This window comes from Actinacidiphila alni, assembly GCF_900112845.1.
Classification (GTDB): Bacteria; Actinomycetota; Actinomycetes; order Streptomycetales; family Streptomycetaceae; genus Actinacidiphila; species Actinacidiphila alni.
This window is the reverse complement of record NZ_FONG01000003.1, coordinates 110688-122750: the sequence shown is the minus strand read 5'-3', so window position 1 is coordinate 122750 and position 12063 is coordinate 110688. Positions and strand designations below refer to the sequence as shown.

Sequence of the window (12063 nt, the reverse complement as noted above, 5' to 3'; positions counted from 1 at the left end):
TCGGGGCGCTGGTCCGCTCGGTGGTGCTCTGCCTGTTCGTCACGGTGGCCTCCCGGGTTACGATTGGTGACCACCTCACGCTAGGAAACGGCGTCGAGGCTGCCAAGACCGCACTTCCCCGACAGGTGGTGAGCCCGAGGTGACCTCCTCACCGGCGGCGCCGGACCCCGCCCCGCACGCCGTGGGCGCGCGCGGCGACCTTTTCGACCCGCTGTGCCCGACCCGCCGGCTGCTGGACCGGATCGGCACGAAGTGGACCTCGATGGTGGTGAAGGTGCTCGCGGAGGCGGACCCCGCCGAGGTGCGCTTCGCCGAACTGCGCCGCCGTATGCCGGGCGTCTCGCAGAAGATGCTCTCGGCCACCTTGCAGAGCCTGGCCAGGGACGGTCTGGTCGCGCGCCGCGTCGAACCGACGGTGCCGCCGCGCGTCCACTACCGCCTCACCCCGCTCGGCCTGTCCCTGGACGCGCCGCTGGCCGCGGTCCGCGCCTGGGCCGAGCAGCACATGCCGGAGATCGACCGCGCCAATCGCGCCGCCGACGAGAGCGCCGCCGACCGGAACGACGAACAGTAGGGTCCGCGGCGGGTCCGGGCGCTAGGGCGTGTCCGCAATGTCGCGCTTGGCTCGCGGCGCCTCGCGCGGCCTAGCGGCGCCGGGACCAGGACAGGATCGCCCGCTTGTACGGGGCGGCCATCTCCAGGTCCCGCACCCGGTCGAGCCGGACGAGCGCGTGTCCCTTGTGGTCGTCGCCGATACGGTCCTCGGGGTCCGGCGGCGGCTGGTCCGGCGGCAGCAGCGAGCAGCCGTAGGTGACGATCAGGGACCGTTCGACGGGTGTGGTCTCCAGGATCCACACGCCGTCGTCGATCAGCGCGTCGGCCTCCACCAGCAGGCCGGTGCGCTCCAGCACATGGCGTTCCACGGCGGATTCGGGCGAGGCGTCCGGCCTCCTGCCGGTCTCCGCGTCGCCGCTGTCCAGCGGGCCGCCGGGGAGTTCCCACTCCTCGCGGTCGTTCTTCGACAGCAGGACGCGGCCTTCCGCGTCGAGCACCACGGCCTTCACGTGCACCGGCCACACCGGCGGCTGATACGGCATCGAAATCCTCTTGTGGCGAAGGGACTTCGGGACCGTAGCACGCGGTAGGGCCGGGTGTCGGCGGCTCGTCGGCGGGATGTCACGGGCGTCGCCCGTACGAGTGTTCCGCCCGTCCGCCGACGGCCGCCGGCCCCGTCGCGCCCCTTACTTGTCCAGGCTCAGCAGCGCGAAGATGCCGCCCACGACCGGCCGCGCCTGGAAGCCCGACTGGTTGTCGGACACCGTGTCGTAGAGGTCGGTGAAGGGCACCCGGGACGGTGTGGAGGTGGCGAAGGCGTAGAGCGCGCCGATCAGCCGGTCGCTGACCGGGTGGTCGCGCAGCCACGCGGCGGTCCACATCTCCCAGTCGCCCTTGGTGTACGAGTGCCGCGGGTCGAGCGGCACCCCGAACTGGTTGACCTGGGTGGCGTACCAGTCCGCCTCCTCGCGGGCGACGGCGGCGGGGACCAGGCCGAGGCCGAGCAGCGCGTCGGGGTAGCCGTTGTACTTCAGGCTCCAGGTGCCGGGCTGGTCGTAGGCGAGCTTGAGGTGGTCGGGCGTGGTGTCCTGGGCCTTGGTCACCCACTGCCCGATGTAGTCGCGGGCGGTGGCCCGGTAGCGGGTGGCGTCGGCCGAGTTGCCCGCGGCGGCGGCGATCCGGCTCATCGCGCCGATGCCGAGGATGCCCTTGAGCGCGAGGTTGGCGCTGTGCGCGATGAAGCCGGTGAAGTCGTCGGTCTGGTTCTGGTAGCCGGGGTCGAGCGCGTTGGTGACCAGGTAGTCCGTCCACTGCTTGAGGATCGCGTAGTGGTCGGTGGCGAAGGCGCGGGCCTTGGCGGAGTCGACGCGCGCGATGTACGCGGCGCTCATCAGCACCATGTTGGCCGACTCCTCGACCTGCATGGACTCCTCGTTGCCGTCGTTGTGCCCGGTGGCGTTCGGATAGCTGGAGCCGAGGTCGTGCTCGGCGAACTCCTTGGGCCAGCCGCCGTGTTCCGCGTAGTCCAGCAACGGGCCGAGCAGCAGGCCCAGATACGCCGGGTCCAGGTAGAGGAAGACCGGCATCGCCGGATACGTGACGTCGACGGTGGAGACATTGCCGTCGCTGGAGATCTCCTTCAGGAACGCCCAGGGCTTGCCGTCCCTGCTCACCAGTTCCGTGCCGCCGAACGCCTGGCGCAGCGAGAGCGCGCACAGCGCCGCGTATTCGGCGCCGCCGGCCGCGGTCGCGTCCTTCCGGATCTTCCGGTCGAGCGCGTCCGTACGCCGGGCCGCGGCGCCGGCGTCGGCGTGGAAGTACGCGGCCATGTGCTGCCAGTCCGGCCAGTACGAGCGCCACAGCGGCGGGAGTTGGGTGCCGAGGTAACTGACCGCGGGCTCGCGGACATGGCCGACCGACAGTGTCGCGGTGCGCGGCGAGCGGCGCACCGAGCCGAGGTCGAAGTGGAAGGCGAAGACCGGCCAGCGGTCGTTGATGGCGCGTGGCTGCCCGTCGTCGACAACGTTGCCGAGCTTGCCGTCGGTGACCACCGCCTTGCGTACGACGGTGTCGGCGCCGATCTGCCAGGTGAGACCCGGCTGTTGCGCGGCGCTCCACACCGTGGTGCCCCAGGTGGCCATGTCGCCGTTCTCGGCGAGCACCCGCGGGGTGTCCGGGGTGAAGGACAGCGACGTCAGGGACGGGCCGCCCGCGGTGCCCGGCACCTCCTCCCGCGCCCAGCGGATCTTGGTGCCGGAGTCGGCGTGCAGCCACTCCCCCGAGATGTCGAAGTACAGCCCGACGTCGTGCGCGGCGCCGTCCGTGCTGCGCACCTCGGCCGTGATGTACGACAGCGGCATCGACTGCCGCCGCAGGTCGCCGGGTTCGATCGGCGACAGGAAGGTGAGCGTCAGCTCCACGCCGCCGGCGGCCAGCACGTACTGCGAGCGGGTCGCGGTGAGGGTCAGCGAGTGCTGCGCCATGCCGCGCGGCAGCGGGTGGTCGGGGATGTTGGGCGCGCCGATGAACAGGAAGTCGGTGCCGTCGATCCTGGCCAGGCCCGTCATGGCGGTGGTGCGGCCGGTCCAGAAGGACGGCCAGCGCCCGGCGAGCAGGTCCCCCGCCAGCCAGGTGCTCAGGTACGGGGAGCGCACCGCGAGCGGCACGGCCGGCGGGCGGATCGGGTCGAACACCGGAAGAACGGAACCGGACGCCGAGTGGCCGCTGTTGGCGGGGGCGGACCCGGGGACGCCGTTCGGCTGCTCGGCCCGGGCGGTCTGCGCCATGCCAGGCAGCAGGGTGACGCCGGCCGCGCCGAGACCGACCACGCCCGTGCTCCGCAGCAGGCCCCGGCGGCTCACTCCGCCGCCGGACGACGGCAGTCGGCCGGATTCCGGTCCGGGCTCCGCGGGCGTGTTGATCGTGTCGGACATCAGATCCTCCTGAAGAGGTATGTGGAGCCGAGAGTGTGTGACTGCGGGGCGGCGCCGCCATGACAACGTTGGAATTCGGCATCGGAATGAGAGCACGGCGCCACCGCGTTGTCCACACTTCGCGCACATCCTCACAGCGGGCTCCCGTGATGGTGACCGCAGCCGCCGGTGTCGGCGCGTTCACCAAGGGCCTTGCGACCTGGGCCTTTCCGGGGCGGACGGGATTCATCCTGTCGCCGGACGAGCGGAGTCGGCCGTACCGCCGAGCGCGGCCCGTACATGCGCGGACGCTTGACAGCTCCCGGATGCTGGTCCAACGTGCTTTACAACGTGGGAAATTCGGCACGCGGTGGCGGCGGGACGAGACGGTTCTGGATCCGGAGGTGTTCGTGGTGGTCGGCATGTCCGCGGAACCGCCCGGGCACGGCGTTCGGCCCGGTCCCCGGGCGGAACGCGCGCGGGGACCGGGCCGTGGCGGGGCGATGTGACGTGGTGTCAGCCCTGGGTCAGAAGGTGGCCGCCGGATTGACCTCGGACTTGGTGATCCCCGTTCCCGGCACACCCCACTTGGCGAAGATCTTCGCGTAAGTGCCGTCCGCGATCAGCTTGTTCACCGCGTCGCTCAGCGCCTTGCCGACCGGTGAGCCCTTGGCCGTCACGAAGCCGACCGGAGTGGTGCTGATCTCGCCGAGGAATTTGGTGTTCGGCACATGGGTGGCGTCGTACTTCAGTCCCAGGGTGGGGCCGAAGAACACGTCCACCTTGCCGTTCGCCAGGCCGAGGAAGATCGGCGCGGTGTCGGTGAAGTACTGCACCTTGTACGGCTTCTTGCCGGCGCCCGCGCACTTGGAGGCGCCGTCGGTGAGGATCTGCTGGAAGGTCGAGCCCGGGCTGGTGGCCACGGTCAGCCCGCACAGGTCGGTGAGCGCGGTCACCGAGTCGACGGGGACGTCCTTGGCCCCGAGGAAGGACTGGCCGTCGTTGAGGTAGGTCGCGAAGTCCACGACCTGCTCGCGCGCCTTGGTGACACCGAAGTTGTCCTGGCCGACGTCGTAACGGCCGTTCTGCACACCGGGGATGACGGTCGGGAAGGTCCCGTACTGCACCTTCCAGGTGATGCCGAGCACCTTGCCCACGGCATCGCGCAGGTCGACGTCGAGACCGATGGGCGTGCCCTTGGCGTCCTCGCCGCCGTGCGGCAGGCCGGTGGTGCCGGGTGCGCGGGTGGTGCCGAGGGTCAGGGTGTGACTGCTCCTGGCCGCCGCGGGCAGTTCGGCGGCCAGCGCCGGGTCGGCGGTCACGCCCGACACGACGTCCTCGGTCGGTATGGCCGTCGATGACTCGGGGTCCGCGGCACCCGGCGATCCGGCGGCCTTCGGCGACGCGCCGCCGGCCGCCGCGTCGGAGGCGGAGGAGTCCGAGGTGCCGGCGGAGTCGGACGAGTCACCGCAGGCGGTCAGCAGAGCGAGACCGAGGGCCGCGGCGAGCACGGTCGCGGTGGTGGCGGCGAGCGGCCGCGGGAGGCGGCGGGCGGGGCGTCTTTCGGTGGTCACGGTGGGCCTTTCTCAGCGCTGGTACGGGGACCGGTGCGCGGACGCGCGCGACCGGTCGGCGGGAGGCAAGAGGAGAGGGGCGATGGGCGATGGCGAGGGCCGAGGGCCGAGGGCCGAGGGGCATGGGGTAGAGGGCACGGGGCGCGAGCCGGACGGCCGGCGGAATTCGGGACGCGGGGGCTACAGGACGGCCGACAGGAAGGCCCGCGCCCTCGGGTGCCGGGGGTCGGCCAGCACGTCGGCGGGCGTGCCGGACTCGATGATCCGGCCGCCGTCCAGGAAGGCCACGGTGTCGGCGACCTCGCGGGCGAAGCCGATCTCGTGCGTGACGACGATCATCGTCATGCCGCTGACGGCGAGGTCGCGCATCACGGCGAGCACATCGCCGACGAGTTCGGGGTCGAGGGCACTGGTGGGTTCGTCGAAGAGCAGCAGCCGCGGCTCCATCGCCAGCGCGCGGGCGATGGCGACCCGCTGCTGCTGGCCGCCGGACATCTGCCGGGGATAGGAGTTCTCCCGGCCGGCCAGGCCGACCCGTTCCAGCAGGGTGCGCGCCCGGGCGGCGGCCTCCTTGCGGGGCACGCCGCGCACGGCGACCGGCGCTTCGGTGATGTTCTCCAGCACCGTCAGGTGCGGGAAGAGGTTGAACTGCTGGAAGACCATGCCGACCTGGGCCCGCTGCCGGGTCAGGGAGCGGGCACGCAATTCGTGCAGCCGGCCGCGGCCCGGCCGGTAGCCGACGATCTCGCCGCCCAGCTCGACGAAGCCCGCGTCGGGCCGCTCCAGGTGGTTGACGCAGCGCAGCAGCGTGGACTTGCCGGAGCCGGAGGGGCCGAGCAGGACGGTGACCTCGCCCTCGCGCACATCGAGGTCGATGCCGTCCAGCACCAGGTGGCCGCCGAAGCTCTTGCGCAGGCCGCGAATCCTGACCAGCGGCCGGTCCCGCTTCTCCCCGGCCGGCGCGGCGCCGGTCGTGACGGCCCCGGTCATGACAGCCCCGCCAGGTCGGTCCTGGTGCGGCCGAACAGCGGGATGTTACCGCGGGCGATCTGCCACAGCCGGCGCCCGGAGGCCCCGGCCGACCGGCCGCCGTCCCGCCCGCCGCCGCGTCCGCTGCCCCGGGCGTAGTACCGCTCGACGTAGAACTGACCGACCGACAGCAGTGTGGTGAGGATGACGTACCAGACGGTCGCCACCAGCAGCAGCGGCATGATCAGGAAGTTCTGGTTGTAGATCAGCTGGGCCGAGTAGAGGAGGTCCTGCACCGCGATGACGCTGACGATGGAGGTCGCCTTGAGCATGCCGATCAGCAGATTGCCTGAGGCGGGGATGATCGCGGGCATGGCCTGCGGGAGCACGATCCTCCGGAAGATCCGCCCGTTGCCGAGGCCGAGTGCCTGGGCCGCCTCGGCCTGTCCGGGGTCGACGGACAGGATGCCGCCGCGGACGATCTCGGAGGAGAAGGCGGCCACGTCGAGGGTGAGTCCGACGTACGCGGCGAGGATGCCGCTGAACAGGTGCGCCGTCTTGACGGTGACGAATTCATGGCCGAAGGGGATGCCGAGCGAGATCCGCGGGTACAGCGAGGCGAGTTCATACCAGAACAGCAGCTGCACCAGGGGCGGTACGGAGCGCAGCAGCCAGACGTAGCCGAAGCTGAGGGCGCGCAGTACGGGGTTGCGGGACAGTCGCATCGCGGCGATGCCGATGCCGAGCAGATAGCCGCTGGCCATGACCGCGCCGGTCAGCCACAGGGTGAGTTCGAGGCCGTGCAGGATCGAGCCGCGCAGGAAGTAGTCGCCGACCGTGCCCCATTCGAACCGCTTGTTGGTCAGCAGGGTGTGCACGAGCATCGCGAACAGTACCAACAGCACGAGCGCGGACGCCCATTGGCCGGGCCTGCGCAGCGGTACGAGCCGGGCGGACAGCAACTCCCGGTCGGTGGGGCGGACATCGAGCGGTCGCGGGATGCGCGGCTCATCGGCGGACGGCGGCGGATCGGACGGGCCCCGCGGCCCCGGCGCTTTCACCAACGCGTCGGCGGTGTGCGGCGGATGGTCGGGGACCGCGCGGGCACGCGGAAACGTACGGTGGGGCTCCATGGTCGGTGCTTCCCGTCTGGCGGTGGTCGCGGCAGCGTGGGACGACGTCAACGGCCCGGTACGGCGGGCATGTTGGCGCGGGGGAAGAGTCGATTCCTGCTACTACGGGGAAACGCTGCCGCTACGGCGTCGCGCGGGCGCGTCGGCGCCCGGCCGGTCGGTCAGCGGGCCGGGAGGACTTCCGGACACAGGGCGCTGCTCACCCGCAGCAGGTCGACATGGCGCCGGGCCACCTGGAGGTGGAAGGAACCGCCGGGACGGGGCGTACTGCGGTGCTCGTGCGCGCTCATCGTCCGCCCTCCCGTTCTCCTCGGTCCGCCATGGAACAGCCATTACGGTAACCGGCGCCCGCCGTACGGACAATGCCCGCGGGCGTGACGGTGATCGCACACGGCCACGGAGGCCGGCACGCGAGACCGCCCCGGCCCCACTCGTCTGCGAGTGGAACCGGGGCGGTTGACGGTTCGTACGGCGACGGGCCGTACGGCCGGGGTGTCGTCAGTGCATGACGACCGGCACCGCCGCCTCGTCCTGGGTGGCCGCGCTGCCCGCACCGTCGCCGTCGCTGGAGGCGACGCGGGTGGAGCCGGGACGGCCGGCGTTGATGAAGGTGAGGGCGATCAGGGCCGCGATGGCCTCGATGCCGACCGCCCACCAGATGGCGTGCGTGTAGCCGTGCACCAGGCCCTGCGCCTGGAGCAGCTTCGGACCGCCCGCACCCGCGGTGTGCGCCGCGAGGTAGCTGGTGGTGGCCGAGGCGGCGACGGTGTTCAGCAGCGCCGTGCCGATGGCGCCGCCGACCTGCTGCGAGGTGTTCACCATCGCGGAGGCGACACCCGCGTCCTGCGGCTGGATGCCGTGCGTGGCCAGGGACATGGCGGGCATGAAGGCCGTGCCCATGCCGAGGCCGAGCAGGGGATGTCCCCACGTATGACGGATGGCGGATAGTCCACCAGCCTGGACGGACTTCTTGGTGTCGATCTAAGTGCACCGGGGGCCGCTTCGGGACTAGGCTAGAGGCCAGGAGTGTTCATCTAGCACCGTAGGAGCAACGTGCCTGCCTTCCCCTGGAGGTCCGCGCCGCGCTATCGGATCTCGATCCTGCGCGACGATGAGTCGCCACGCGAGCGGGCGGTCACCGGGTGGTCCGAGGTACGCGCATTTGTCGGAGATGCCGTCGAAGATGCTCTGGGCGACTTCGAAGAGGCTCAGCAGCAGGCATACGAGCTAGATGTACCGAGGCTGCGTCAGGCGCTGCTCGATCCCATGACGCGCGTGACGATCGAGACGTCAGGTTCATGGCGCATGACGCTCGACACGGTACCGCTGACACTCGTTATCACCGCGCGGTCCCTCAGGGGACGCAGACGAAAGGGCCTGTGGAATGGCGCGATACTCCGTCGTAAACCTGCCCGGTAGTACCACCCGGTACGTCATCTTGGACCGAGCCGCAGACGCGTTCTGCGCTCTGCCCGATGACCCGGCCGAGCCACACCCGAATCTGCTGCCGTTGGAGTGGCGCTCTCCACACGGCGCCGAAGCCTGGCTTCAGAAGTGCTATCAGCGGTGGGAGAGCGGCACGACTCCGGCACCGGACGAGTGGCGCACCTGGTCTCCTTGGGAGTCGAATCAGGTGGTCCTATGAGCGCGTCGGCCAGTCGCTACGTCGTCGCGCGGATCAGGCCCGGCCGCACGTTCGGGGTGTACGACCGACGATTTCGAGAGTTCTGCGGTTTCCCGCGCCAGCCCGGCGGGCCCGGCTGGTACATCGAGCGGGGCACGGTCGAGGGTGCAAGGGAGTGGCTGAACCAGTGCTATGCCCTATGGGACTCCGGTGAGATCCGCGCTCCGGAGAATTGGCGTCCGCTAGAAGGACCGTATGCCACCGCGCGCGAACGGACGCAGCCCAAGCCGTAGCGGCTACTTCCCACGCCACCGACTACGGCACCGCCGTAGTCGGTGGACACCGCCGGTCAAGGCGCGGTCGCGGCGGTCGAAGCCTCCACGGCTCCGACCGCCGCGACCGCGCCACAGACTAGACGGAAGGGGAGCGGGTTCCGGCAGGCGGGCTCGTCGGGGCACGACGCAGCGTCCGAAGCTTGCCGACTACGTCAGCGAGGTATGGGCTGGCTAGAAACGCGGCTCCGCAGCGGGCGCCAGTCTCGGAAGCCGACTCCATCGCGGGATAGAGGAGCGTCCAAGACCGGATCTCGTCGGGCAGGTAGTCCGCCGCCAACGCCTTGCCGGGGCCGTAGTCGTCGTAGGCGTATCCGGCATCGCCGGGTACCTGGAAGTCATCGATCACGACGACGGCCTTCGACCACGAACCCGAGATGATCCGCAACTCGTCGGCGAGCGGTAGATCGTCCAACCAATGTGCGTCGAGGTAGAACAGCGTGAGGGCATCCGATCGCGTCACGCTTAGCCGCCGCAGGAAATCGCGGGAATCGCCATCAGAGACTTGCACGTTGGGGTTGCTCGCGAAGCGGGCCTGCGCAAACTGACGGTAGCGGTCTGCCAACTCAACGGTTGCGACGGGCACCCCGGTGATAGCGGCGAGGAACTCCGTAGTGGCCCCTCGATGTGTCCCCGTCTCAATCACCTGCTGGAAGTCGATTGTCCGGACGAGTTCCCTGAATATCTGTTGTCGTCCTGTCTGCCCATTCATCGGCCCACCCTCCGTCTGATACAGGTGCGGCCGTCGTAGGTCTAGGCGAGCTGCGAACTGCGCTGGTAGCAGCTGAATAGCGCGATCGAGCGACCAGCCTTGGGATTCGGGAAGCTGCCGAGCAACGTTGGACACGTGGCTAGCCTTTCTCGTACCGGTCGAAGTGGAAGGCCGTGCGGAAGCCCATGCGGGCGTAGATCGGCGCACCCATGGGCGACGCCTGCCCCGAGCATGTGTCGCAGCCACGTTCGCGGGCATCGAGCAACGCGGCGGTGAACAGTCGGGGAGCGAGCCCCCGGCGACGCGCGTTCGGCACGGTCGCCAGGAAGTACGCCGCGCAATCGAGGCCATCGGCGTGGGGCACGTCGATCGTCAGTAGCGCGCACGCCGGTTCACCGTCGAGCCGGGCGCGGTAGACGCGGAGCCCAGGAACGTCTGGCGTCTGAGCGAATGCCCGCGCCAGCTCGGGCCGGTCGTAGGCGGCGGCGTTGAGGCGGCCCAGGGTGGCAACGTCGCCGCGTACGTCGTAGTCCAGGTCCCCGATCGAGCGCGGCTCGAATGTCGCCAGGTCGAGGATGATGGCGGGGAGCCGGTCACGTCTGCGGTATCCGGCGGCGGCAAGGCCACGCGCCGTCTGATCGTCGGATTCGGGCACGTAGATCTCCCATGACCCGACGCCGGCCGTTTCGTACGCTTCGGCGATCTCGGGAAGCGCGGAGGCGAGGGCAGCGGGTGCCGTGTAGGCGGCGAAGTTCGCGTCTGCATCGTTCTTCGCTGCCGGGACGATGCATGCCGTGACGCCGTCACTGTCGTACGTCGTAGCGCCAGGCGAGGCCGCCCCCAGCGTCCGGGCGAGGGCTCGTAACGCCCGCCCCTGGGTGGCGCGCGTCGCTTCGAAGCTGTCCATCGGTGCGATCCCTCCGGTCTGAGGTCATGAGTTCACGGCTTGGTCCCGCGCAGCCCTAAGCGCGACCTGCGCGGTCTCCAGGGCTCTGTCAACGTCCGCGTCGGTATGGCTGTAGGTGACCTGAGCGCGCATCAGTGGTAAAGGCATCTCCAGGATTCCGCGCCTGACCATCTCGTTGCGGTAGGCGAGGAACAGCGATTCGTCCACGCTCAGGATGTCGGCGAACGTCCTCGGCGGCGTGTCGGTGAAGAGCAGGTTGTAGATCGAGGCGGAGCCCGTCACCACGGCGGGCACGTCGCAGTCCTGCGCGATCTCGCGGAGACCCGCGCGCATCCGGTCGCCGAGCCGGGCTAGATGCTCATGAACCGGCTCGCGCTCCATCACGCCGAGGGTCGCATTCGCCGCCGCTACGGCAAGCCCGTTGCCGTTGTGCGTGCCCGAGTACGGCACCGTGCCATGTGGCGTGGTGCCGAAGCGCGACATGTGGCGCTCGGGGCCGACGAGTGCCGCGACAGGCACGCCGTTGCCGAGCGCCTTGCCGAGCGTCGTCAGGTCCGGCGTGATGCCGAACTGCGCTTGCGCGCCGCCAAGCCCGAGGCGGAAGCCCGTGATCACCTCATCGAAGATGAGCAGCGCGCCATGCTCGGTCGTGAGCTTGCGGAGCCCATCGAGGAACCCAGGTTCGGGATGCAGGCTCGCGTTGAACGCGATCGGCTCTACGATCGCGGCCGCGATCTCCTCGCCGCGCCGGGCGAACAGGTCTGCCACGGCCTCAAGGTCGTTGTACTCGCACGTGATGACGGTGCGGGCGGCGGCGCTGAGCACGCCGTCAGGCCCAACGGTGCCCCCCTCGCCCGCGTCGTTGGCGCTGCGCAGCGCGTAGTCATGCGGCCCGTGGAAGCTCCCGGCGAACTTGACGATGCAGTCGCGCCGGGTGACGGCGCGGGCGAGGCGGAGCGCGCTATACGTCGCATCCGATCCAGATGGCGCAAGCAACGCTTGCTCGGCGCTGGGGATGTGGCGCACGAGCCGTTCCGCCAACTCGACCTCGGCAGGAGTCCGGCCGATGCCCGCGAGCACGAGCCCGTGAGCCTGGTCGGTCAGAGCTTGAGCGACATCGGGATATGCGTGGCCAAGGACGATGGCGCTGAACGCACCGTGGAAGTCAAGGTACTCACGGCCGTCCACATCCCACAGGCGCGCGCCCTGGGCGCGGGCGGGGCTGATCGGGATGTCCGTCCATCTGGTCCACGAGTTGGCCGCGCCGGGAATGACTTTCAGCGCGCGCTGAAGGATCGTCGCGGACTCGGTATAGCGCGTGTAGTGCTGGGCGTGGATCGACACC

The 12063-nt window shown here is 70.2% G+C and carries 11 protein-coding genes and 1 pseudogene; 2 read left to right on the top strand and 10 right to left on the bottom strand.

The annotated features are described in order from the left end of the window. Positions 1–139 precede the first annotated feature (139 nt). Complete coding sequence (locus BM076_RS06175; protein WP_245795771.1) at positions 140–574, top strand: winged helix-turn-helix transcriptional regulator; 435 nt, start codon at positions 140–142, stop codon at positions 572–574. Between the two features lie 70 nt (positions 575–644). On the opposite strand, the gene BM076_RS06170 is transcribed toward BM076_RS06175, so the two are convergent. From BM076_RS06170 to BM076_RS06145, 7 genes and pseudogenes are all read right to left on the bottom strand, one after another. Next, complete coding sequence (locus BM076_RS06170) at positions 645–1097, bottom strand: NUDIX domain-containing protein (protein ID WP_093712354.1); 453 nt, start codon at positions 1095–1097, stop codon at positions 645–647. Between the two features lie 144 nt (positions 1098–1241). Then, on the bottom strand, positions 1242–3488 hold the full coding sequence (locus BM076_RS06165) for a glutaminase family protein (protein WP_093712353.1): 2247 nt from the start codon (positions 3486–3488) through the stop codon (positions 1242–1244). Between the two features lie 506 nt (positions 3489–3994). Continuing rightward, positions 3995–5041 carry an ABC transporter substrate-binding protein gene (locus BM076_RS06160; RefSeq protein WP_218160043.1) on the bottom strand — a complete coding sequence of 349 codons (1047 nt, stop codon included), beginning with the start codon at positions 5039–5041 and terminating at the stop codon, positions 3995–3997. A 180-nt stretch (positions 5042–5221) separates the two neighbouring features. Beyond that, positions 5222–5974: an amino acid ABC transporter ATP-binding protein gene (locus BM076_RS06155; RefSeq protein ID WP_218160055.1), complete on the bottom strand. Its 753-nt coding sequence runs from the start codon at positions 5972–5974 to the stop codon at positions 5222–5224. A 53-nt stretch (positions 5975–6027) separates the two neighbouring features. After that, positions 6028–7143 (bottom strand): amino acid ABC transporter permease, encoded by a 1116-nt coding sequence (locus BM076_RS06150; protein WP_093712351.1) that lies wholly within the window; start codon positions 7141–7143, stop codon positions 6028–6030. 161 nt (positions 7144–7304) lie between these two features. Then, the gene (locus tag BM076_RS37925) at positions 7305–7433 is read right to left on the bottom strand and encodes a putative leader peptide (RefSeq protein ID WP_265737081.1); all 129 of its coding nucleotides are present in this window, start codon (positions 7431–7433) and stop codon (positions 7305–7307) included. Between the two features lie 208 nt (positions 7434–7641). After that, positions 7642–8067: pseudogene (locus tag BM076_RS06145) on the bottom strand (MFS transporter); the annotation flags it as partial. 129 nt (positions 8068–8196) lie between these two features. Here BM076_RS06145 and BM076_RS35980 point away from each other — a divergent pair. Continuing rightward, positions 8197–8562 (top strand): hypothetical protein, encoded by a 366-nt coding sequence (locus tag BM076_RS35980; protein ID WP_143120531.1) that lies wholly within the window; start codon positions 8197–8199, stop codon positions 8560–8562. 616 nt (positions 8563–9178) lie between these two features. On the opposite strand, the gene BM076_RS06140 is transcribed toward BM076_RS35980, so the two are convergent. The 3 genes from BM076_RS06140 to BM076_RS06130 form a co-directional block, all read right to left on the bottom strand. Next, a complete protein-coding gene (locus BM076_RS06140) occupies positions 9179–9811 on the bottom strand; it encodes a class I SAM-dependent methyltransferase (protein ID WP_093712350.1) in 633 nt (210 codons plus the stop codon). Positions 9812–9950: 139 nt separating this feature from the next. Next, positions 9951–10718 (bottom strand): GNAT family N-acetyltransferase, encoded by a 768-nt coding sequence (locus BM076_RS06135; protein ID WP_093712349.1) that lies wholly within the window; start codon positions 10716–10718, stop codon positions 9951–9953. Between the two features lie 24 nt (positions 10719–10742). Next, positions 10743–12062: an aspartate aminotransferase family protein gene (locus BM076_RS06130; RefSeq protein ID WP_093712348.1), complete on the bottom strand. Its 1320-nt coding sequence runs from the start codon at positions 12060–12062 to the stop codon at positions 10743–10745. Position 12063 lies beyond the last annotated feature (1 nt).

Bases quoted from the DNA above. Each gene is read 5' to 3' on its own strand.
- BM076_RS06140 (WP_093712350.1), bottom strand. From the start codon at position 9,811: ATGAATGGGCAGACAGGACGACAACAGATATTCAGGGAACTCGTCCGG.
- BM076_RS06165 (WP_093712353.1), bottom strand. From the start codon at position 3,488: ATGTCCGACACGATCAACACGCCCGCGGAGCCCGGACCGGAATCCGGC.
- BM076_RS37925 (WP_265737081.1), bottom strand. From the start codon at position 7,433: ATGAGCGCGCACGAGCACCGCAGTACGCCCCGTCCCGGCGGTTCCTTC.
- BM076_RS06170 (WP_093712354.1), bottom strand. From the start codon at position 1,097: ATGCCGTATCAGCCGCCGGTGTGGCCGGTGCACGTGAAGGCCGTGGTG.
- BM076_RS06135 (WP_093712349.1), bottom strand. From the start codon at position 10,718: ATGGACAGCTTCGAAGCGACGCGCGCCACCCAGGGGCGGGCGTTACGA.
- BM076_RS06150 (WP_093712351.1), bottom strand. From the start codon at position 7,143: ATGGAGCCCCACCGTACGTTTCCGCGTGCCCGCGCGGTCCCCGACCAT.